The organism is Roseobacter sp. S87, assembly GCF_055693285.1.
In genome coordinates this window covers 3992593-4016012 of record NZ_JBVFTR010000004.1, presented here as the reverse complement: position 1 = coordinate 4016012, position 23420 = coordinate 3992593, and the positions used below count along the sequence as shown (strand labels likewise).

The window sequence follows — 23420 nt, the reverse complement described above, 5'->3', positions numbered from 1 at the left end:
AAATCACACCCGAAGCCTCCGCATGTCAGCCAGCCTTCGCCGGACACCCGGAAACGATTGCCCTGCCACGCTGATGTCGCAGGCGGAAGGCTTCACACAGGCGATGCCGGACAGAGACCGCTAGCCCGGGCAGTCGGGCACACAGGCAAAAACATGCCACATATCAGGGTGCCGTTAAGTCCGCTTCCAAAGTGACGCAACGTTCGGGTTACGTAAACGTGAACCGGTGTTGTAGCAGAGGACCCAATCCTTAACTGAGGCGTAATCCGACGCCACTAGAGTGAAGCTTATGTCCGAGACCTATATGACAATCCGCGAGATGTGTGACGCCTTTGATGTCACGCCGCGAACGTTGCGGTTCTACAGAATCCAAAGAGCTGCTGTTCCCGGTCCGTGAGGGCCAGAAACGTCTTTTCACCCGCCGTGACCGGGCGCGCCTGAAGCTCATCCTGCGCGGCAAGCGTTTTGGCTTCAGCCTCGAGGAAATCCGCCAGCTTCTCGACCTCTACGACGCAGGCGATCAGCAGCGCACGCAGATGATGGCGACCTTTGATGTTGCACAGCGTCGTCTGGCCAGCCTCGTTGAACAGCGCGACGCCCTCAACGACGCCATCGACGAGCTCAGAGATCAGCTGAAATGGGGCGAGCAGATGCTCGCCTCGATGAACAAGGCGCCCAAAGCCGCCGAATAAACAGAAACGACAGTTTTCGTATCAGGGAGAGACCGATGCCCGGCTACACACCACCTACCAAAGACATGCAGTTTATCCTGCACGATGTTCTCAACGTCACCGGCCAGACCATTCCCGGCTATGACGAACTGGAAGCCGATTTCACGTCGGCCATTCTGGAAGAAGCTGGCAAGCTGACGTCAGAAGTGCTCGCGCCGCTCAACGTGGTGGGCGACACCGAAGGCTGCCGCCTGGAGAACGGCGTGGTCCGCACGCCCACCGGTTTCAAAGCGGCCTTTGAACAGGTCAAGGAAGGCGGCTGGCCCGGTCTCGACATGCCCGAGGAATTCGGCGGTCAGAACATGCCCTGCGTGATCGGCACAGCAGTGGGCGAGATGTTCTCGTCCGCAAACATGGCCTTCACGATGTACCAGGGCCTGACCCACGGTGCGGCCTCTGCCATCCTTGCGCACGGCAGCCAGCAGCAGAAAGAAACGTATCTGCCGAAGATGGTCGCCTGCGACTGGACCGGTACGATGAACCTGACGGAACCGCACTGCGGGACCGATCTGGGTCTGATGCGCACCAAGGCTGAACCGCAGGACGATGGCAGCTACAAAATCACCGGCCAGAAAATCTTTATCTCGGCTGGCGAGCACGACATGTCCGACAACATCATCCACCTGGTGCTGGCTAAAATCTCCGGCGCACCGGAGGGCATCAAAGGTGTCTCTCTGTTCATCGTGCCGAAGTTCCTGGTCAACGAAGACGGTTCCCTGGGAGAGCGGAACGGCGTTGCCGTGGGTAAAATCGAAGAAAAGATGGGCATCCACGGCAACTCCACCTGCGTGATGAACTATGACGGTGCAACCGGGTACCTTCTCGGCGAAGAGCACAAAGGCATGCGCGCGATGTTCACGATGATGAACGAAGCGCGCCTCGGTGTGGGCATGCAGGGTCTGAGCCAGGCCGAAGTCGCCTATCAGAACGCACTGGAATACGCCAAGGACCGGCTGCAGGGCCGCGACGTGACCGGCGCCAAAAATCCTGACGGTCCCGCCGATCCGCTGATCGTGCACCCGGACATCCGCCGTTCGCTGATGGATCAGAAGAGCTTTGCCGAAGCCGCACGTGCGTTCATCCTCTGGGGCTCCACGATGATCGACGCAGCCCACCGTTCGGGTGACGCTGATGCGGACGGCCTTGTGTCGCTGCTGACCCCCGTCATCAAAGGCTTCCTGACTGACCAGGGCTACGACATGACCATCAAGGCACAGCAGGTCTATGGCGGCCACGGCTATATCGAGGAATGGGGCATGTCCCAGTTCACCCGCGATGCCCGGATCGCTATGATCTACGAAGGCGCAAACGGCGTGCAGGCGCTGGATCTGGTGGGCCGCAAACTCGCACAGGATGGTGGCAAACACGTGATGGCCTTCTTTGAGCTGGTCAAAAGCTTCATCAAAGAGAACGCAGGTCAGGACGAGGCGTTTGACGCGCAGTTCCTAGAACCGCTTAAATCCGCGTCCAAGGACCTGCAGGCCGCGGGTATGTATTTCATGCAGAACGGTATGAAAAACCCCAACAACGCGCTGTCGGGCTCCTATGACTTCATGCACCTGTTCGGGCATGTCTGCCTCGGCCTGATGTGGGCAAAGATGGGCAAGGCGGCACGGGATGCCCTCGCCTCCGGTGCTTCCGACGTCGCGTTTTACGAGACAAAGCTGAACACCGGCCGCTACTATATGGCACGTCAGCTGCCCGGCACTGCCCTGCACCTGTCGCGTATCCAGACCGGCGCGGACACGGTGATGGCGCTGGATGCGGCAAACTTCTGATGCGGGGGCGCGGCCTGTCCGCGCCTCTGACCACACCTGAACCGGGAGACCCGGATGCCGAAACGTTTCCGCCTGACACGCCGATTTCCCGTTGCCATGACGGAAGACGGGTACCGGCGGCTGAAACGATTTGCATCGGAGGCCGGTCTTGATGAGGGTGAAGCGCTGTCCTTTCTGTTCGAAAACTTCGACAGCGTGATCAACGAAGAGACCTTTGGCCACCGGCTGCGGCTCTTCAATGCGGAACTTGATGCGCGCAAGCGCTGACCTGACGGACCCCGGGGGGAGCACCATGAATACCAGCCCGACTGCCTGGATGACCGACGAACACCGCATGATCGCGGACATGACGGCTCAGTTCATCTCCAACGAATGGGCGCCGCGGTTTGAGACCTGGCGCAAACAGGGCGAAATGGACCGCAGCACATGGGCCGAGGCCGGGGAGCTGGGACTGTTGTGCCCGTCCGTGCCCGAAGAATACGGCGGCGCCGGTGGTGATTTCGGCCACGAGGCCGCCATTCTGATCGAAGCAAGCCGGGCCAATCTGGCAAGCTGGGGGCACGGCATCCATTCCGGGATCGTCGCGCATTACGTGCTGGCCTATGGCACCGAAGACCAGAAAAAGCGCTGGCTGCCGAAAATGGCTTCCGGCGAGTTGGTGGGCGCTCTGGCCATGACCGAACCCTCCACCGGATCAGATGTGCAAAGCATCAAAACCCGCGCGATCCGGGATGGGAACGCGTACAAACTCTCCGGCCAGAAGACATTCATCACCAATGGCCAGCACGCCAATCTGATCATTGTCGCGGCCAAAACGGACCCGTCCGAGGGCTCAAAGGGCGTCTCGCTCGTCGTTGTTGAAACCGACGGGGCCGACGGGTTCCAGCGCGGGCGCAACCTGGAGAAAGTGGGACTGCACGCGGCCGATACCTCTGAGCTGTTTTTTGACGGGGTGGAAATCCCGCCGGAAAACATCCTTGGCGGTGCCGAGGGCCAGGGGTTTTACCAGATGATGCAGCAGCTACCGCAGGAGCGTCTGATCATTGCCTGTGGTGCTGTTGGCGCGATGGAAGGTGCGGTCGAGCGCACTATTTCCTACTGCAAGGAACGTGAGGCCTTTGGCGGCCCGCTGACACAGTTCCAGAACACACGGTTCAAACTGGCGGAATGCAAAACCAAAACCGCTGTGGCCCGCGCGTTTCTGGATGAATGCATGACCGAGCACCTGCGCGGTGAGCTGACTGTCGAAAAGGCGGCCATGGCCAAATACTGGCTGACGGACACCCAGGGTGAGGTGCTGGATGAATGTGTTCAGCTGCATGGCGGCTACGGCTTTATGCAGGAATACGCAGTCGCGGAAATGTGGGCAGACGCGCGGGTGCAACGCATCTACGGTGGCACCAATGAGATTATGAAAGAGCTGATTTCACGGTCGCTCTGACACCGGAATGCCTTGGGAGGGGCGTCTGACATGACAATCAAACTTCACTGTTTTGGCGAAAGCGGTAATGCATACAAAGCGGCTCTGGCGCTGGAGCTTTCCGGTCTCGACTGGGAAGCGGTCAAGGTCGACTTTTTTGCAGGCGAGACCCGCACACCGGAATACCGCCGGGACGTTAACAAAATGGGCGAGGCGCCAGTGCTGGTGGACGGCGATATCCGGCTCAGCCAGTCGGGCGTGATCCAGGATTACGTATCTGAGAAGTCAGGGAAATTCGGTGGCAAAGACGCGCATGAACGCCGCGAGATCCTGCGCTGGGTGCTGTGGGACAATCACAAGCTCAGTTCCGGCGCCGGGATGACACGGTTCCTGATGAATTTTCTGCCCGAAGACAAACGCCCGCAGGAGGTGATTGCCTTCCAGCAGGGCCGTCTGAAGGCGGCCTATGCAGTACTGAACGACCATCTGCAGGGACGCGACTGGATTGTGGGCGACGGGATCACCAACGCTGACATCAGCTGCTGCGGCTACCTTTATTACCCTGAGCCCTTTGGCTTTGACCGGGCCGACTGGCCCAACATTGATGCCTGGCTCACCCGTATTTCTGAGACACCGGGGTGGAAAGCCCCTTACGACCTGATGCCCGGCTCCCCTGCGGACCGGGCCTGACAAGACGGGTGCACAGAGCACCCATAGGAGAAGAAGATGACCGAAGCCTATATCTATGACGCGCTGCGCACCCCGCGCGGCAAGGGCCGCAAGGACGGCAGCCTGCACGAGGTGACAGCCCTCCGCCTGTCTGCGCAGACGCTGAACGCCGTGAAAGAACGCAACAATCTCGAAGGGCACGCGGTCGAGGACGTGATCTGGGGCAACGTGACCCAGGTAATGGAACAGGGCGGCTGCCTCGCGCGCTCTGCTGTGCTGGCCTCGGACCTTGATGAACGCATCCCGGGTCTGGCGATCAACCGGTTCTGCGCCTCTGGCATGGAAGCGGTCAATCTGGCGGCAAACCAGGTCAGCGGCGGTGCCGGTGACGGCTATATCGCCGGCGGTGTCGAAATGATGGGCCGCGTGGCCATGGGCTCAGACGGAGCGGCCATTGCGGTGGACCCTTCGATCGCGATGGAACAGTATTTCGTACCGCAGGGCATCAGCGCCGACATCATTGCAACCGAGTACGGCTTTACCCGCGATGATGCGGACCAACTCGCGGTTGAATCCCAGCGTCGCGCCAAAGCCGCATGGGATGACGGCCGTTTCGCAAAATCGGTAATCGAAATCCGCGACCAGAACGGCCTGCCGATCCTGGATCACGACGAATATATGCGTCCGCAGACCGACATGCAGAGCCTTGGCGGCCTGAACCCTGCGTTCCAGGCGATGGGCGAGGTCATGCCCGGTTTTGATAAGGTCGCGCTGATGAAATATCCGCACCTGGAAAAAATCAACCACATCCACCACGCCGGCAACTCCAGCGGCATTGTGGACGGCGCGGCGGCGCTGCTGATCGGCTCAAAGGAATTTGGCGAAAAGCATGGGTTGAAACCCCGCGCCCGTATCCGCGCAACGGCGAAAATTGGTACCGATCCGACCATCATGCTGACCGGCCCCGTGCCCGTGACGCAAAAGATCCTTGCTGATAATGGCATGGATATCAAAGACATCGACCTCTTTGAGGTCAACGAAGCCTTTGCATCCGTTGTCCTTCGGTTCATGCAGGCCTTCGATGTGGATCACGACCGGGTCAATGTGAATGGTGGCTCCATCGCCATGGGTCACCCGCTGGGTGCCACGGGCGCAATGATCATCGGCACGCTGCTTGATGAAATGGAACGTGCGGACAAGGAAACCGGGCTTGCGACGCTCTGCATCGCGTCCGGTATGGGTGCCGCCACCATCATCGAACGGGTCTGATACCGGATCATGCAGTCTGCCAAAGCTATATATCAGTCTGTACTCGACCGGCTCTCAAAGGCGGTTTTCGACAACGATTATCGCCTGTGGTCCTCGATCATGGCGATACCGTTTCAGATGACAACCGCCGAAGGCACGCTGGTGCATGAAAACGAGCGTGACGTCGCGGTGGGGTTTGCTGATTTTGTCGGTGCCCTGCGACGCAAAAACGTTGCTCGCATGGACCAGATCTGCCGCTTTGCCTATCAGTCGGAACCGGACACGATCACCGGCTATCATGACACGGTCATGTATACGGCAGACGGTATGGCGCTGCCGGAGTATACGGTCAAATGGGTACTGCATCTGCAGGACAACGGCCGCTGGCGGATTTCAAAGGATGTGAGCACCATCAGCGCCGAAGACCGGCAGCTGCTGCCGCACAGTGACTTCACGCAGTTTCAGCGCGAGGACACAACCGAAGAGCAGCGCCTGCGCCGTGTCGTGCAGACCATGCTCGACAAGGCAGACAGCACCCTGCTGCACGGCGATTTCGACGAATGGAAAGACAGCTACATGCTGCCCCTCGTCGTTGAAACGCGCTACGGCCAGCAGATCATCGAAGACATGCAGACCCTGAAGGACGATTTTGCGATCTATCGCAAAGAGTTCAAAATTCACGGCGTCACGGACATCACCCGTGCGATCCGGACAGCCGAAAAACTCGACGACAACCTGATGCTGGCGACCTACCGCGCCCACGTGATCAGCGGAGCGCGTTATGTGGTGCCGCCCTGGACCGGCGCAATGACGTTCCGCCGCGAGGGTGGCTTCTGGTACATCACCAAGATCATGCAGGCCATGGGACACCTGAACTGGACCACCCAGGATCATCTGGATCACGGTGGCCTGCCGTCTGCCGACATCATCGACATAGCAAAAGACAGCCCGAAAAGAGGGAATAGGTAACATGACAGATTTCGCAATGAACACCGATGCCGAAGGCATCGCCACCATCACCTGGGATGTGAAACAGAAGTCCATGAACGTGATGACACTGGAGGCCTGGGACGATCTGGAAGCACTGATCGACGAAGGCCTCGGCGACGACGCGGTCAAAGGTATCATCATCACCTCCGGCAAGCCGGACAGTTTTGCCGGTGGCATGGACCTCAACGTGATCGCGCGGATGAAGGAAATGGCGGGCGACAACCCGGCCAAAGGTCTGTTTGACGGCATCATGAACGCCCACCGCATTATGCGCAAAATCGAACTGGCGGGCATGGACCCCAAAACGCAGAAGGGCGGCAAGCCCATTGCGACCGTCCTGCCCGGCACGGCTCTGGGCATTGGTCTGGAAATTCCGCTCTCCACGCACCGCATTTTTGCCGCCACCAATCCAAAGGCCAAAATCGGCCTGCCCGAGATCATGGTCGGCATTTTCCCCGGCGCAGGTGGCACCACCCGCCTGACGCGCAAAATGGGGGCCATGGCGGCCTCACCCTTCCTGCTCGAAGGCAAGCTGGTGGACCCGGCCAAAGCAAAGGGCGCGGGCCTGATTGATGAAGTCAGCGATGATCCGATGGCGGCCGCGCGTGACTGGGTGCTCAATGCCAAAGACGCGGACCTGGTAAAGCCCTGGGACGCAAAGGGATACAAAATGCCCGGCGGCGCCCCCTATCATCCGGCTGGATTTATGACCTTCGTTGGGGCCTCGGCCATGGTCAACGGCAAAACGCAAGGGGTCTACCCGGCGGCCAAAGCACTGCTGTCGGCGGTCTACGAAGGGGCACTTGTGCCGTTTGACACCGCCCTGAAAATTGAGGCGCGCTGGTTCACCAACGTACTGATGAACCCGTCGTCGTCCAACATGATCCGCTCGCTCTTTGTGAACAAGGAAGCGCTGGAAAAAGGTGCGGTGCGCCCGGCAGATGTCGCGGATCAGCGCGTGAAAAAACTGGGCGTGCTTGGTGCCGGTATGATGGGAGCAGGCATCTCCCTGGTCTCTGCGCAGGCCGGCATCGAGGTTGTGCTGATCGACCAGACCCAGGAAGCGGCAGACCGCGGCAAGGACTACACCGCGACATTCGCCGATAAGGGCATTGCGCGGAAAAAAACAACGCCGGAGAAAAAGGAACAGCTGCTCTCGCTGATCACAGCCACCACCGATCTGAATGCGCTGAAAGACTGTGATCTGATCATCGAGGCGGTCTTTGAGGACCCGAAGGTCAAGGCCGAAATGACACAGAAGGTCGAGGCGGTGATCCCCGAAGACTGCATTTTTGCCTCCAATACCTCCACTCTGCCGATCACCGGTCTCGCCAAAGCATCAAGCCGCCCGGAACAGTTCATTGGTATCCACTTCTTCTCGCCCGTCGAAAAGATGCTGCTGGTGGAAATCATCAAGGGCAAAGGCACCGGTGACAGGGCTGTGGCCAAGGCGCTGGATTATGTACGCCAGATCCGCAAAACCCCGATCGTGGTCAATGACGCGCGGTTCTTTTATGCCAACCGCTGCATCCTGCCGTATGTCAACGAAGGCGTGCGGATGCTCAAGGAAGGTGTCGAGCCTGCACTCATTGAAAATGCGGCCAAGCTGGTGGGCATGCCCCTGGGACCGCTGCAGCTCACAGACGAAACCTCGATTGATCTAGGAGCCAAAATCGCCCGTGCGACCAAAGCGGGCATGGGCGACGCCTATGACGACTTCGCCGACGAGGTGATCTTCTGGATGGAAGAGACGGGCCGTCTGGGGCGCAAAGCCAACGCCGGGTTCTATGCCTACGACGAAAAGGGCAAACGTCAGGGGCTGTGGGAAGGTCTGCGCGACCGGTATACGCCGCGTGACGATCAGCCCGACCTGATCGACGTGCAGCACCGCCTTCTGTTTGCGCAGACGCTGGAGGCCGTCCGCGCGCTGGAAGAAGGCGTGCTGATGGACATCCGCGAGGGTGACGTGGGCGCGATCCTCGGCTGGGGTTTTGCCCCGTGGTCCGGTGGCCCGCTCAGCTGGCTGGATATGCTGGGCACTTCCTATGCCGCCGAACGCTGTGATCAGCTGACGGATGCTTTCGGCCCGCGTTTCTCCTGCCCTGATCTGCTGCGCGAGATGGCGTCAAAGAACCAAAGCTTCTACGGACGCTTCGGGACACAGGCTGCCGCGGCCTGAACCGCCGCAAACCCAAATGCGACAAAGTAGGGGGGCCATCGCGGCCCCCTTTTGCATTTTCCGGCCTGTCCGGTCTGAGAACGGCTCCGAAATGCCACGCGCGGGCTTTTCAATCCCCACAAAAACAATATCGTGACCGCTGCGGCAGAACCTGCCTGCGATCATATCGGCTGGGGAGAGAGACAATGGGCTGGATGAGAGACGAGACGGGGCTGGACAAATGCGCCGCAAACCATGTGGCGCTGACGCCTCTGTCGCACCTGCGCCGGGCCTCACAGGTTTTTGCGGATCATCCTGCCGTCATCTATGGAACGCACCGGGTCACCTATTCCGAATACTACGGCCGTTGCAGCAGGCTGGCCTCGGGCCTGTCTGCCCGTGGTATCGGATCCGGCGACGTCGTTGCCACGATCCTGCCGAACATCCCCGCCCAGGCCGAAGCGCATTTTGGCGTACCCGCCTGCGGTGCGGTTCTGAACACCATCAACACCCGTCTGGATGTCGATACTGTCAGCTACATCTTCGCGCATGGAGAAGCGCGCCTGGCCCTGGTCGACACCCAGTTCATTGAGCTCGCAGAGGCTGCTGTCGCTGAAATGGACGGCCCCGGACCGACCCTCATCGAAGTGCCCGACCCCGCCGCAGGCTACCCCGCCACCGGCCGCCACCTGCAATATGAAACGCTGCTGTCCGAGGGCGATCCCGGTTTTGACTGGATCATGCCTGAAGACGAATGGGAAAGCATCGCGCTCAGCTACACCTCCGGCACGACCGGGCGCCCCAAGGGCGTGGTTCATCATCACCGGGGGGCCTACCTGATGACCATGGGCACGGTGATCAGCTGGCGCATGGCACTGAACCCGGTCTACCTGACCATCGTGCCGCTCTTTCACTGCAACGGCTGGAACCACACATGGATGATGCCGGTGCTGGGCGGGACCATCGTGTGCTGCCGCGATATCACTGCAGGCAATATTTATGACGCCATCGCCGACGAGGGCGTCACGCATTTCGGTGGCGCCCCCATCGTGCTGAATATGATCGTGAACGCCTCTGAGACAGAGCGCCGGGATTTTGATCACCTTGTCGAGGTCTTTACGGCTGGCGCGCCCCCTGCTCCGGCGACCCTCGCCAAGATTGAGGCGCTGGGGTTCAATGTGACCCAGGTCTACGGGCTGACCGAGACCTACGGTCACGTGACCGAATGCCTCTGGCGCGGTGCCGACTGGGATGATCTGGACAAGCCGGAGCGCGCCGCAGTCAAGGCGCGGCAGGGTGTGGCCTTCCCCATGATGGAACACATCACGGCGCTGGACGCGGATATGCAGCAGATCCCCATGGACGGCGAAGCCCAGGGCGAGATCATGATCCGCGGGAACGCGGTGATGAAAGGGTATTACAAAAACCCCGAAGCCACCCGCGAAAGCTTTGAGGGCGGGTACTTTCATTCGGGTGATATCGCTGTCCAGCACGCGGACGGCTATCTGCAGATCGCGGACCGGGCCAAAGACATCATCATTTCGGGCGGTGAAAACATCTCCTCGGTCGAGGTTGAGGGCGTGCTGATGGAACACGACGATGTCCTGCTCGCCGCAGTGGTGGCCAAACCGGATGAAAAGTGGGGCGAAGTGCCCTGTGCCTTTGTCGAGCTGAAACCGGGCGCCACAGGAGACGCGGCCGCACTGATTGCCTTTTCGCGCCAGACACTTGCCGGCTTCAAAGCCCCGAAACATGTCGAGTTCAGGGAACTGCCCAAGACATCGACCGGCAAGATTCAGAAGTTTGAGCTGCGCAAACTGGCCAAAACTCTCTGACGCGACCCGCCATTGCCGTTTCGTCCGGGGTCTGCCGGTGTTAGACTGCCCGCGAGAGGGAACGGGCAGACATCACCGCAATGACGGCTCTGACGAAATACGCAAGGCTCGAAGCGAGCGGGTTGTGGCGCGCGTCGCCGCAGGACCAGCGCCGCGAGGTCGTTATTTCCGTCGGAGAAGCCACGCTGACCATCTCAGACATGCGCGACAAGCCGATTACGCACTGGTCCCTGGCTGCGATCCGCAGGGCCAACCCGGGACAGCGCCCCGCCATCTTCCACCCGGACGGCGACACCGGCGAAACGCTGGAACTGGACGCCTCTGAGGCGCAGATGATTGACGCCATCGAAAAACTCCGCCGCGCCGTAGAGCGGACACGCCCGCGTCCCGGTCGCCTGCGCTGGGCGGGGATGCTGCTGTCGCTGGCACTCGTCGCAGCCCTGGCACTCTTCTGGCTGCCCGGCGCTCTGATCAGCCACACCGTCTCGGTCGTCCCCCAGGTCAAACGCGCCGAAATCGGTGATGCGCTGATGGTGCGCATCGAACGTATGACCGGGCCCGCCTGTTCTGATCCCGCAGGCACCCGCGCGCTGCGCGACCTGCGGGCACGGCTGGGGACAGGGCCGATCAGCATGGTGCCCGGGATCATCGGCACCAGTCTGCATCTGCCCGGGGGCAGGATCGTCATGGACCGTGCCCTGGTCGAAGACTATGAGGAACCGGATGTGGTGGCCGGATTTGCCCTGGCAGCACACACCATGGCCCGGCAGTCAGATCCGCTGCGCGATCTGCTGGAGGTCACCGGCACCTGGTCCGGTTTCCGGCTGCTCACCACCGGACGGCTCGAAGGCGACACGCTGGACCGCTACGCCGAACACCTGCTGACCGGAACCCGGGCGCAACCGGCGATGAGCGGACTGCTGGATGTCTTTGCCACGGCCTCTGTGCGCAGCACGCCCTATGCCTATGCGCGCGATATCACCGGGGAAACGGTTCTGCCGCTGATCGAGGGGGATCCGATGTCCGGCAAAGAGCCTGCCGAACTTCTCAGCGATGCGGACTGGCTCCGCCTGCAGGGGATCTGCGGCGGCTGACGGCTGCTCAGCGGTCTGGCTCAACCATAGGCGTTGTCAGCGTCCAGGTTTCCTGCATCCTAGCGTGACCCGCCAGCGTCTGTTCGGCCCGACGCGGGTTCATGCGCCCGTCGTTCCACGCCTTGCGGTACCCTTTGGGCACGCGCACCGGTTTGAAATCGCGGCGTTCTTCGAAAACATGCTTTGGCAGAACACGTGCTGATCCGCTGATCCCGAGCGCCTGCGCCGTCTCCGGTGTCACGACAATACCAGCGACACTCTGAAGCGCGGGCGTGCCCTGGACCTGTGCCCGGCGCGCGGACGATGTTTTTTTCCTGCGCGGTTTTTGGGGGGTTGCGGCGGGCGTTGCCGCGGCCACAACAGTCTCTGCCGCGGGCTCTGGTGCGGCTGCGATGGTTGTCCCGCCCGCCGCAGGAACCGGCACCGGAGCCGTCTTTCCGGGTTGCGCCGGGGTATCGAACGTAGGTGCACGGCCACAGATCTGCTGGCGGTTGCGGTCAACCCGCGGTGCCCAGCGGACAGCGTCATCTACGCCGACGCGGGTAAAGACACACCCCGCACTGTCGACATATTGTTTGCCTCGGAATGTCACCGGAGGAAACTCGCTCGGACGCAGGCTGTCCTGAGCCGAAACGGTGCCGACCGTGGTCATCATGCCGGCAGCCAGCGCAACAACCGCAATAGTTCTGGTAAGTATCATCATTGCCCCCACAAGATATGGAGACGATGCCTCAGCCACCGCGCCAAGGCAAGCGCCGCAGCGGCCCTGGCGGGGCTGCAGGCGGATTATTTTGTGCCAAACATCCGGTCGCCAGCATCGCCAAGGCCCGGCACGATGTATCCGATGTCGTTCAGGCGCTCGTCGACCGCAGCTGTGACAATCGGCACGTCCGGATGGGCTTCTTTCATGCGGGCGATTCCCTCGGGTGCGGCAAGCAGACAGAGGAACCGGATATTCGTCGCACCGGCTTCTTTCAGCAGATCAATCGCCGCCACCGACGAATTACCCGTGGCCAGCATCGGATCAACCGCAATCACCAGCCGGTCTTCCAGGGCTTCCGGCACCTTGAAATAATACTGTACGGGTCTGAGCGTTTCTTCATCGCGGTACAGCCCCACGAAACCCACGCGCGCCGAAGGGATCAGCTCCAGAACCCCGTCCAGCAACCCGTTTCCGGCCCGCAGGATAGAGATCAGCGCAAGCTTCTTGCCGTCGAGCGTCGGCGCATCCATCGTCTGCATCGGCGTCTCAATCTGCTTTGTGGTCATCGGCAGACCGCGCGTCACCTCATAGGCCAGCAACTGGCTGATCTCGCGCAGCAGCTGCCGGAACACGGCCGTCGGGGTTTTCTGATCCCGCATGATGGTCAGTTTGTGCTGCACGAGCGGGTGATCAACGACGGTCAGATGTTCAGACATTATTTCTTCCTTGCAGGTTTCATTCCGTTTAGCCCCGATCCGCACAGGCCCGCAAGGCTCCACCGCGTGGTTTCAGACGCCTGCCTCAGACCGGTGCATCGATCCCCAGATGATGCGCAACAAGTCCGGCCACATCGGTAAAGCCGATCTGCCCCAGCGTACCACCGCCCTTGCCCGCGACCAGAACCGGAACCCGTTCGCGCGTGTGATCGGTGCCCTTCCAGGTCGGATCGTTGCCGTGATCCGCCGTCAGCACCAGCAGGTCACCGGGGCGCAGTGCGGCGATCACATCACCGATCTCGGTATCGAACCATTCAAGCGCCCGGGCATAGCCCGATACATCACGCCGGTGGCCATAGAGACTGTCAAATTCGACGAAATTAGCAAAGGTCAGGCTGCCGTCAATGGCTGTGCGCACGGCATCCTTCAGGTACCGCATCAGCTCGGAATCCGTGCCTTTTCTGACGTCATCAATGCCGGTCATTGAAAAAATGTCACCGATCTTACCAATGGCGCTGACATGCCCGCCTGCGTCCTGAACCCAGTTGGTAAGCAGTTTCTTCGGCGGCCGGATCGCATAATCACGGCGGTTAGGCGTACGCGTGAACCCGGTTTCCGCGTCGCCTGTGAAAGGCCGCGCAATGACCCGCCCCACCTTCATCGCGTGCAGATCCGGTGCAAGCTCCGAACACAGATGCAGCAGCGCCTCAAGGCCAAAGTGTTCCTCATGCGCCGCGATCTGAAACACCGAGTCTGCTGAGGTATAACAAATGGGCTGGCCTGTCCGCACATGCTCCGCGCCGTGTTGCGCGATGATCTCTGTACCCGACGCGTGACAGTTGCCCAGAATGCCGTCTGCACCGGATATCGCACAGACACGGGCCACGATCTCATCCGGAAATGCCGGCGTCTCATCCGGGAAATAATGCCAGTCCCAGGGCACCGGCAATCCTGCAAGCTCCCAGTGTCCCGATGGCGTGTCCTTGCCCCGTGACAACTCCGTTGCCGCGCCCCAGAGCCCCAACGGCTCACGGCCCAGCCCCGGAGCCGCCACCCCGCACGCCAGATGTACCGCCCGGCCAAGACCGAGGTTGTCCAGATTGGGCAGCATCAGCGGCCCCTGCCGGCCCACTTTTGCCTCGCCGCGCGCACAGGCCTCGGCGATATGACCGACGGTATTTGACCCGGTATCGGGGACATTCCCGTTGAAAAACAGGTCCGCATCGGGCGCGCCACCGATCCCGACCGAATCCATCACAACCAGAAACGCACGGGGCATCAGTCTATCCTTTCCAGGATCAGATCCGGAAGATCCACTGGCGCACTGTCCTGCAGTGTGATCGCATTTCGTACCACGGCAGCTGCGGCATCAGCAGCCTCAGAGCGCGCCGCATGCACCACTGCCAGTGGCTGTCCCCGGGTAACGTGCTCGCCAAGGCGGACAACTCCGGCAAGACCAACCGCCGGATCAACGCGGTCGCTTTCTACACGGCGCCCCCCGCCCAGTGACACAACCGCCATGCCCAGCGCCTCTCCGTCGATGGCACCGACCCAGCCACTTTCGCGCGCCGTGATCTCGCGGATCACATTTGCCTCCGGAAGAAACCGCGCGCTGTTTTCCAGAAACCGCACAGGCCCGCCCATCGCGGCCACCATACGCCCGAACCGCTCGGCAGCGCGTCCGTCACGGATCGCGTCATCAATCGCGTCAGCACCGGCCTGGACATCCTCCGCCAGGCCCGCGTTGGCCAGCAATACACCGCCCAGCGCTGCGGATATCTCCACCAGCGGGCCACGGATCTCACCGTTCAGCACACACACAACCTCCGCCACCTCCAGCGCATTCCCGAGGGCCGGTGCCAGCGGCTGGCTCATATCACTGATCACCGCCGTGGTCGGGCAACCTGCTGCGTTTGCCGTGTCAACAAGCGCGCGGGCCAGCGCGCGGGCAGTGTCTGCATCTTTCATAAAAGCACCGCTGCCGGTTTTGACATCCAGGACCAGACCATCCAGCCCACCGGCCAGTTTCTTTGACAGAATGGACGCTGTGATCAGATCAAGGCTGTCCACGGTCGAGGTCACGTCGCGCACCGCGTAAAGACGTTTGTCCGCCGGCGCGATATCCGCACTGGCCCCCACGATCGCACATCCGGCTTCGTGCACGATCTGGCGGAACCTGCTCTCGTCATGCTGAGTGATCAGACCCGGAATGGCCTCCAGCTTGTCAAGCGTGCCGCCCGTATGCCCCAGCCCCCGGCCCGATATCATCGGCACCCAGGCCCCGCAGGCGGCAAGCGCAGGGGCCAGCAGCAGCGAGACGCAATCTCCGACTCCACCCGTGGAATGCTTGTCGAGCACCGGCCCGCCAAGGTTCCAGCCCAGCACTTTACCGCTGTCACGCATCGCCAGCGTCAGGGCCACCCGGCCCGCCTCATCCAGGCCATGCGCACAGATGCCCATCGCAAAAGCACCCGCCTGGGCATCACTGACCGTACCATCAGCCAGGCCCTGCGCCATCCACGCCAGATCCTCTGCGCCCAGGGTCGCGCCGTGCCGCAAACGGCCCAGAATGCTGCGCGCGTCCGTCATGTCACCCGTCCATATGGCTGGCGCTGAATACCCCCGGCAGCAGATCGCCAATGGTTGTTTCCTGCTCCACACCGCCGGTCGTCGCCATGGTCACAACCACATCCGGCGCCCCGAATTCCGCCAGCTTCTGACGACAGCCACCACAGGGGGTCACAGGCATCGGCGACCCCGCGATCACATACACACCGGTCAGGCGCGTCTCGCCCGCCGCCACCATCGCCGCAATCGCCCCCGCCTCGGCACAGGTGCCCTCCGGATAGGCCACGTTTTCCACGTTACAGCCCGCATAAATGGTGCCCGACGCACCGCGCACAGCCGCCCCGACCTGAAAACCCGAATAGGGCGCATAGGCGTTTTCACGCACTTCTGTTGCCGCTTTCTGCAGACTCATCACATCGCTTTCTCAACTGCACCGAACCAACAGCCTGTCGCCGCACAGGGCAGTTTGCAAGTGCACATCACCGTTTTTACGACGATTGCACCGTCGTTTCAAAAACACCCGGCAAGGAAACCTCCAGCAACTCAAGATCACCGGAAACATTCTCATATCCCACGGCCATATCCGGCGGAATCACAAAGGCATCGCCCGCTTCCAGGTCATGCGCTGCACGCCCCTCTGCCGTCAGCGTCATGCGCCCCTCCATAACAAAAGTGAACAGGATATCACTGTTGTGACGGGTCACCGCGGCGGCTCCCTCTCCGGGCCGGACCACATGAACGCCCGCCACATTGCCGGTGTGCTGTGCAATGGTTGTATCGCGGCTCTGAAACCCGGGGATGCGGAACGGTGCCCAGTCTGCCTCCTCCGCCTTGTGATGCACAAAACGCTGCCCCTGAAAAACGCGATCCGGCCTGGCCGGACCATTGGGCAGTTCCATCTCGTGATCAATGGTCGTCACATGCTCGGCGGGCACACCGATCTCGATCACCTCGATATTGTCAGAGGCAAACAGAACCCGATGACGGATTTCCGGCGGCTGGATCACACAGTTTCCCGCATGCAGCCGGAACGGCTCGCCCTGATCCTCGTACACCAGATCAACCCAGCCCCGGTAACAGAAAATCAGCTGAAACCCGACCGTATGATAATGCACCATGTCCGGCACCGGCCCGCCGTCCGGAATGCGGATGTGACTGGCAATGATGGATCCGCCCAGCCGGTCGGGGATCAGATCGCGGTAATGCATGCCGGCCCGCCCGATGATCCAGGGCGCCTGATCCGCCAGGCGCCGCACCACAAAGGAGTGCACCGTCTCGGGCATCACCAGTGGCTCCTGCAGCGGGGCGATCTCAACCCGTGTGCCGTTGGGGGCCGTCAGGGTCCGCGCCCCATCTGCAAAGCCGTCCGGATCCTCCGTCAGAATGCGCAGCGTCCCAGTGCGCCTCCGCGGCTCCTTTTTCCACCCTGACCCGCAGACCATGCCCCGAAAAAACCGCAACAGACGGATCATCTGCGGGGTAAATCATGTCCATCCGCATGCCGAGCACTTTGGTAAAAAACGGAATATCCGCGCGCAGCTCCTGCGTCGGCAGGCGCACCTCTGCTCTGATCTCTGTCATCCGCACCTCACAATTCTGCGCGCAGACTGCGTGCTGACCGCCGCTTTGACAAGACCGGCGGGTCTTCTTCTGGCCGTAAATATCCCGGGGAGTGTGAGGGGCAGCGCCCCTCAGCCAATTACCGCCTTGGCCCGGCAGAACAAGTGGTTTAATGCTAAACTATTCCCGGCAGGAGGCACCCGGATCATGAGCGAACCCAAAAATCTGCGTCAGGCGGCGCTGGACTATCACGAATTTCCAAAGCCCGGAAAACTGGAAATCCGCGCGACAAAACCGCTGGCCAACGGACGTGATCTGGCTCGCGCCTATTCGCCCGGCGTGGCCGAAGCCTGCCTCGAAATCCGCGAAGACCCCGCCGCTGCGGCGCGGTTTACCGCGCGGGGCAATCTTGTTGCTGTCGTCTCCAACGGGACTGCCGTACTGGGCCTTGGCAACATCGGTGCGCTCGCCTCCAAACCCGTGATGGAGGGCAAAGCCGTCCTCTTCAAGAAATTCGCCGCCATCGACTGTTTTGACGTCGAGGTGGATGAGACCGATCCGGAGAAACTCGCCGATATCGTCTGCGCGCTCGAACCTACCTTCGGCGCGGTCAACCTGGAGGATATCAAAGCGCCCGACTGCTTCACGGTCGAGCGGATCTGCCGCGAACGCATGAACATTCCCGTCTTCCACGACGACCAGCACGGCACCGCCATTGTCGTTGGCGCCGCAGCCAAAAACGCGCTGCATGTGGCCGGCAAAAAGTTCGAAGACATCAAAATCGTCTCCACCGGAGGCGGTGCTGCGGGCATCGCCTGCCTCAATATGCTGCTCAAAATGGGCGTGAAACGCGAAAACGTCTGGCTCTGCGACATCAACGGCCTCGTCTATGAAGGCCGCGAGGTCGACATGAACCCCATCAAGTCCGAATTCGCACAGAAATCCGACCTGCGCACGCTGGATGATGTGATCCCCGGCGCCGACCTCTTTCTGGGGCTGTCCGGCCCGGGTGTGCTCAGCCAGGACATGGTGAAAAAGATGGCGGACCGGCCGATCATCTTTGCGCTCGCCAACCCGACACCCGAAATCCTGCCGGAACTGGCGCGCGAGGTTGCACCCGATGCCATCATCGCAACCGGCCGCTCGGATTTCCCCAACCAGGTCAACAACGTCCTGTGCTTTCCCTTCATCTTTCGCGGCGCGCTGGACGTGGGCGCGACGACGATCAATGACGAGATGCAGCTGGCCTGCATCGACGGGATCGCGGAACTGGCCCGCGCCACCACCTCTGCCGAGGCCGCCGCTGCCTACCAGGGGGAACAGCTGACCTTCGGCGCGGAATATCTGATCCCCAAACCCTTTGATCCCCGCCTTGTAGGCGTCGTGTCCTCTGCTGTGGCCCGCGCCGCGATGGAAACCGGCGTTGCCACCCGGCCGATCGAAGATCTGGACGCTTACCGCCAGAAACTCGACGGTTCCGTCTTCAAATCAGCGCTCTTTATGCGGCCCGTTTTTGCCTCTGCCCGGGGCGCCACACGCCGCATCGTTTTTGCCGAAGGAGAGGACGAACGTGTACTGCGCGCGGCCCAGGCCGTGCTTGAGGAAACGGTGGAACGGCCCATCCTGATCGGCCGGCCCGATGTGATCCAGGCCCGGATCGAGCGCGCGGGCCTGACCATCGAGCTTGGCGAGCATGTTGATCTGGTGAACCCGGAAAACGACCCGCGCTACCGCGACTACTGGGAAACCTATCACCATCTGATGGCCCGCCGCGGCATCACACCCGATCTGGCCCGGGCGATCATGCGCACCAATACTACTGCGATTGCCGCCGTCATGGTGCACCGCGAAGAGGCCGACAGCCTGATCTGCGGCACCTTCGGCGAATTCGGGTGGCACCTGAATTACATCAACCAGGTGCTGGGCAAAGACGGCCTGCATCCGGTGGGCGCACTGTCGATGATGATCCTCGAGGACGGCCCGCTCTTTGTGGCGGACACCCAGGTACACCTGCACCCTGACCCGCAGCAGATCGCGGAAATCGCCATCGGTGCCGCGCGGCACGTCCGCCGCTTCGGGATCGAGCCGCGCATCGCTTTCTGTTCACAGTCTCAGTTCGGCAACAAGGGCGAGGGCACAGGCGGGCGTCTGCGTGCCGCCATCGGCCTGCTCGACGCGGGCGGGCACGATTTCTGCTACGAAGGCGAGATGAACATCGACACTGCCCTCGATCCTGACCTGCGCGCGCGCATCCTGCCGGGCAACCGCATGGAAGGGGCGGCAAATGTGCTGGTCTTCGCCCATGCAGATGCCGCCTCGGGCGTGCGCAACATCCTCAAAATGAAAGGCGGCGGCCTCGAGGTCGGCCCCATTCTCATGGGCATGGGCAACAAGGCGCACATCGTATCCCAGTCGATCACCGCGCGCGGGTTGCTGAACGTATCGGCGATCGCGGGAACGCCGGTAGACGTTTACGGCTGATCCTGACGGCGGCATCACCGCGCCGGTCACGGGCCGGTGCACGAAGTGTGACCCGTGATGGGGTTGTCGGAGGAGACATACTCTCTATCTCCGGTTACATAGGTAACTGGTAAGGAGTTTATCCAATGTTTGTGAGAATTTTTCTCATCCTGAGTTTTTCGGCAATCGCCGCCTGTGCATCCGTGAGCAATGAACGACTGTCCACCTTTACCGTGGACGGCGAAGTTTACCCGCTGCGCACGCAGACCATCACAAATGGCAACCGAACCTTCGATACCAGCAGCGTGCGCGTCCGCGGCATGTGGCGCCAGTGTTTGCCAGCGAGCCCGGGCAGCTGTGAGGCCGTCGTGCGCCTTGCGAAACAGGACCGCAGTATCAACTTCTGAGCGGCTCTGCCCCTGCCGGAATATGCGCACCCCGCCTGGCGGGCATCCGAGTTGTGACCAACTGACGCAGGACTTGCTCTTCCCCTGTCCAAGGGCGTAACCATAGCGCCAGAAGCGACCGGGGGAGGCACAGCGTGAATTACAAGCAAACCTATCAGGCGAGCCTCGAAGACCCGGAATCCTGGTGGATGAACGCCGCAGAGGCCATCGACTGGGACCGCAAACCCGAGAAAGCGCTAACCGATCACGGCGACAACCTTTATGAATGGTTCGCTGACGGCATGGTCAACGGCTGCTGGAACGCGGTCGACCGCCATGTCGAAAACGGACGCGGCGATCAGAAGGCGATCATTTACGACAGCCCGATTACCGGCGCGAAATCCTCGACAACCTTTGCTGAACTGCAGACACAGACTGCAAGCCTGGCCGGCGCTCTGGTGGCTCAGGGTGTCACCAAGGGCGACCGCGTGATCATATACATGCCGATGGTGCCCGAGGCGCTGGTGGCGATGCTGGCCTGCGCGCGGATTGGGGCGGTACACTCGGTGGTGTTCGGCGGCTTTGCGGCCAATGAACTGGCCGTGCGCATCGACGACTGCGCGCCCAAGGCCATTCTCGCCGCCTCCTGTGGCGTCGAGCCCGGGCGGATCGTGAAATATAAGCCGTTGCTGGACGGCGCCATCGAACTGGCCGAACACAAACCCGACGTCTGCCTGATCCTGCAGCGCGAACAGGAACCTGCCGCGCTGATCCCGGGCCGCGATCTGGACTGGCACGCAGCGCAGGAAGGCGTGACACCAGCCAACTGTGTACCGGTCGAGGGCAATCACCCCGCGTATATCCTCTATACCTCCGGCACGACCGGCGCGCCCAAGGGCGTTGTGCGGCCCACCGGCGGGCATCTGGTGGCGCTGCACTGGACGATGAAGAACATCTACAACGTGGATCCGGGCGATGTGTTCTGGGCCGCCTCCGATGTAGGCTGGGTCGTGGGGCACAGCTATATCTGCTACGGGCCGCTGATCGCGGGCAACACCACCATCGTTTTTGAGGGCAAACCCGTTGGCACGCCGGACGCGGGCACCTTCTGGCGCGTGATCTCCGAACACAACGTGCGCAGCTTCTTTACCGCGCCCACGGCCATCCGTGCCGTCAAGCGCGAAGACCCCAAAGGCGAATATCTGAAGAAATACGACCTGTCGGGCCTGCGTGCGCTGTACCTGGCGGGCGAACGGGCCGATCCGGACACCATCGAATGGGCCGGCGATCTGTTGGGTGTACCGGTCTATGACCACTGGTGGCAGACCGAAACCGGCTGGACCATCGCGGGCAACCCTGCGGGTCTTGAGGCACTGCCTGTGAAAATCGGCTCTCCGACCGTGGCAATGCCAGGCTATGACGTGCAGATCCTCGACGAGGCCGGACATCCTGTCGCTCCGGGCGAGCTGGGGGCCATTGCGGTGAAACTGCCGCTGCCGCCGGGCACGCTGCCCACGCTCTGGAACGCCACCGACCGGTTCCGCAAAAGCTATCTGACCACTTTCCCGGGCTACTACGAGACCGGTGACGCTGGCATGATCGACGAGGACGGGTACCTCTATATCATGGCCCGCACCGATGACGTGATCAACGTGGCCGGGCACCGCCTGTCCACCGGCGCCATGGAAGAAGTGCTCGCCAGTCACCCGGACGTGGCCGAATGCGCCGTCGTCGGTGTTTCCGATGATCTTAAAGGGCAGTCGCCGCTGGGTCTGCTCTGCCTCACAACGGGCGTGAACCGACCCCATGACGAGATCACAGCCGAATGCGTCAAGCTCGTGCGCGAGAAAATCGGTCCTGTTGCTGCCTTCCGCAATGCGCTCGTTGTGAACCGGCTGCCGAAAACGCGGTCCGGCAAAATCCTGCGTGGCACGGTCGTGAAAATCGCAGACAATCAACCCTTCAAAATGCCTGCGACGATTGATGATCCGGTAATCCTCGACGAAATCCGCGATGCCCTGAAAACCATCGGCTACGCGCAGGAAGACTGACGAAACATCACCGGTCAAATCCGGTCGAATCAGCCCGCAAACCGTGTTTCCCGGTCAGAGACTCGCGCCAATCGGGAACGATCCGGAGGATTGTTTCCACAGGCCACCCGCACGGGTAGTAAAACGCCGGTTCGGTTGCGGCGTTAACACTTTTGTATTGTTTCGCACCCAGCCTTCGCGTCTCCTTGCTTCACAAAAAAACGGCAAAAATGGGACGAAGTCAGGAAAACAAAATGGGATACAAGAACATAATAACTGCCGCAGCGCTGCTCTTTGCAGCGCCGGTGGCGACTTTCGCGGGGACAGTAAACAGCCTGGTAGATGACGTATATTTCGTTAAAGATTACAACGAAGGCGTCGCGACCAAACCACGGACCTTTTACAGCAACCACGTCACCGGCAGTGGCGTCAGCATTCACTGGTCAGCAGACCACCAAAGTCGCCTTGCAGTAACCGGCAATACCGCCAAAATGACCGGGTCAGCCACAAACACCGGCAGTTCCGGGCTTACATTCGACTTCAGCCTGAACTTCTCGCGCTCCCCGATCGGAAGTAATGGGGCGTACTGCCAGTTTGACGGCGGCAAAATCGATCAGGGTTGTGACAGCGCGTTCAGTCAGGGACTGATCAATGACGGCGATCTCGATATTTCCGCGTGGGACTATTTCAACCTCGACAGCGGAACGATCACCGGCACCGGCGCTCTTGACGGGTACGTCTGGTCTCTGGCGAACAACAGCGGTCACCAGCCGCAGGCGGGCGTGAACGCAAATGCCCTTCTGCTGGATGACGCACTGGGTATTTCGCTCTGGTACGACTACACGCTGATCTCCACGCCGGAATCTCAGGTATCCGCTTTTGCGGCAACCGCGTGGAACATCCGCACATCGGGGAAAGGCGACATCAACGCCGATCTGATCCCCACACCACTGCCCGCCGCGGCGTGGATGCTGATTGCCGGCGTTGCCGGGCTCGGCGCAATGGGCCGGAAAAAGCGCAGCGACACCTGATCTGAGCTGCAGAAGACACGAAGGGGCGCTTCGGACCTGAGCG

At 61.3% G+C, this 23420-nt stretch carries 18 protein-coding genes and 2 pseudogenes; 14 read left to right on the top strand and 6 right to left on the bottom strand.

All coding sequences use genetic code 11. From position 1 onward, the window contains the following. The first annotated feature begins 289 nt into the window (after nucleotides 1-289). From ACZ1HA_RS20845 to ACZ1HA_RS20800, 10 genes and pseudogenes are all read left to right on the top strand, one after another. Nucleotides 290-692: pseudogene (locus ACZ1HA_RS20845) on the top strand (MerR family transcriptional regulator). Between the two features lie 35 nt (nucleotides 693-727). Next, nucleotides 728-2509, top strand: coding sequence for an acyl-CoA dehydrogenase C-terminal domain-containing protein (locus ACZ1HA_RS20840; protein ID WP_472715260.1), 1782 nt, complete (start codon nucleotides 728-730; stop codon nucleotides 2507-2509). A 54-nt stretch (nucleotides 2510-2563) separates the two neighbouring features. Beyond that, complete coding sequence (locus ACZ1HA_RS20835) at nucleotides 2564-2776, top strand: hypothetical protein (RefSeq protein WP_375228820.1); 213 nt, start codon at nucleotides 2564-2566, stop codon at nucleotides 2774-2776. A 25-nt stretch (nucleotides 2777-2801) separates the two neighbouring features. Beyond that, nucleotides 2802-3950, top strand: a complete 1149-nt coding sequence (locus tag ACZ1HA_RS20830) for an acyl-CoA dehydrogenase family protein (RefSeq protein WP_472715259.1) — start codon at nucleotides 2802-2804, stop codon at nucleotides 3948-3950. A 30-nt stretch (nucleotides 3951-3980) separates the two neighbouring features. Beyond that, nucleotides 3981-4619 carry a glutathione S-transferase family protein gene (locus tag ACZ1HA_RS20825; protein WP_436397939.1) on the top strand — a complete coding sequence of 213 codons (639 nt, stop codon included), beginning with the start codon at nucleotides 3981-3983 and terminating at the stop codon, nucleotides 4617-4619. A 36-nt stretch (nucleotides 4620-4655) separates the two neighbouring features. Then, on the top strand, nucleotides 4656-5867 hold the full coding sequence (locus tag ACZ1HA_RS20820; RefSeq protein WP_472715258.1) for an acetyl-CoA C-acetyltransferase: 1212 nt from the start codon (nucleotides 4656-4658) through the stop codon (nucleotides 5865-5867). Between the two features lie 9 nt (nucleotides 5868-5876). Continuing rightward, entirely contained in the window at nucleotides 5877-6815 is a 939-nt protein-coding gene (locus ACZ1HA_RS20815) for a hypothetical protein (protein ID WP_472715257.1), read from the top strand. A gap of 1 nt (nucleotide 6816) precedes the next feature. Beyond that, entirely contained in the window at nucleotides 6817-9015 is a 2199-nt protein-coding gene (locus ACZ1HA_RS20810; protein WP_472715256.1) for a 3-hydroxyacyl-CoA dehydrogenase NAD-binding domain-containing protein, read from the top strand. A 185-nt stretch (nucleotides 9016-9200) separates the two neighbouring features. Continuing rightward, a complete protein-coding gene (locus tag ACZ1HA_RS20805; RefSeq protein ID WP_472715255.1) occupies nucleotides 9201-10829 on the top strand; it encodes an AMP-binding protein in 1629 nt (542 codons plus the stop codon). Nucleotides 10830-10909: 80 nt separating this feature from the next. Then, nucleotides 10910-11923, top strand: coding sequence for a hypothetical protein (locus ACZ1HA_RS20800; protein WP_472715254.1), 1014 nt, complete (start codon nucleotides 10910-10912; stop codon nucleotides 11921-11923). A 7-nt stretch (nucleotides 11924-11930) separates the two neighbouring features. Here ACZ1HA_RS20800 and ACZ1HA_RS20795 read toward each other — a convergent pair whose 3' ends face one another. The 6 genes and pseudogenes from ACZ1HA_RS20795 to ACZ1HA_RS20770 form a co-directional block, all read right to left on the bottom strand. Further along, complete coding sequence (locus tag ACZ1HA_RS20795) at nucleotides 11931-12623, bottom strand: hypothetical protein (protein WP_472715253.1); 693 nt, start codon at nucleotides 12621-12623, stop codon at nucleotides 11931-11933. 86 nt (nucleotides 12624-12709) lie between these two features. After that, a complete protein-coding gene (gene upp, locus ACZ1HA_RS20790; RefSeq protein WP_375228826.1) occupies nucleotides 12710-13342 on the bottom strand; it encodes a uracil phosphoribosyltransferase in 633 nt (210 codons plus the stop codon). 85 nt (nucleotides 13343-13427) lie between these two features. After that, complete coding sequence (locus ACZ1HA_RS20785) at nucleotides 13428-14621, bottom strand: phosphopentomutase (protein ID WP_472715252.1); 1194 nt, start codon at nucleotides 14619-14621, stop codon at nucleotides 13428-13430. Further along, nucleotides 14621-15931 carry a thymidine phosphorylase gene (locus ACZ1HA_RS20780; protein ID WP_472715251.1) on the bottom strand — a complete coding sequence of 437 codons (1311 nt, stop codon included), beginning with the start codon at nucleotides 15929-15931 and terminating at the stop codon, nucleotides 14621-14623. The genes ACZ1HA_RS20785 and ACZ1HA_RS20780 overlap by 1 nt, the downstream gene beginning before the upstream one ends. 1 nt (nucleotide 15932) lies before the next feature. Next, nucleotides 15933-16322, bottom strand: a complete 390-nt coding sequence (locus tag ACZ1HA_RS20775) for a cytidine deaminase (protein WP_472715250.1) — start codon at nucleotides 16320-16322, stop codon at nucleotides 15933-15935. A 76-nt stretch (nucleotides 16323-16398) separates the two neighbouring features. Continuing rightward, nucleotides 16399-17491: pseudogene (locus ACZ1HA_RS20770) on the bottom strand (cupin domain-containing protein). A 186-nt stretch (nucleotides 17492-17677) separates the two neighbouring features. Between ACZ1HA_RS20770 and ACZ1HA_RS20765 the strand changes: the two are divergent. The 4 genes from ACZ1HA_RS20765 to ACZ1HA_RS20750 all read left to right on the top strand — a co-directional run bounded on the left by ACZ1HA_RS20765 (nucleotide 17678) and on the right by ACZ1HA_RS20750 (nucleotide 23377). Beyond that, nucleotides 17678-19951 (top strand): NADP-dependent malic enzyme, encoded by a 2274-nt coding sequence (locus ACZ1HA_RS20765; RefSeq protein ID WP_472715249.1) that lies wholly within the window; start codon nucleotides 17678-17680, stop codon nucleotides 19949-19951. 125 nt (nucleotides 19952-20076) lie between these two features. Then, nucleotides 20077-20337, top strand: a complete 261-nt coding sequence (locus tag ACZ1HA_RS20760; protein WP_375228830.1) for a hypothetical protein — start codon at nucleotides 20077-20079, stop codon at nucleotides 20335-20337. 134 nt (nucleotides 20338-20471) lie between these two features. After that, complete coding sequence (locus tag ACZ1HA_RS20755; RefSeq protein ID WP_472715248.1) at nucleotides 20472-22367, top strand: propionyl-CoA synthetase; 1896 nt, start codon at nucleotides 20472-20474, stop codon at nucleotides 22365-22367. Between the two features lie 233 nt (nucleotides 22368-22600). Beyond that, complete coding sequence (locus tag ACZ1HA_RS20750) at nucleotides 22601-23377, top strand: VPLPA-CTERM sorting domain-containing protein (protein WP_472715247.1); 777 nt, start codon at nucleotides 22601-22603, stop codon at nucleotides 23375-23377. The last annotated feature ends 43 nt before the right edge of the window (nucleotides 23378-23420 follow it).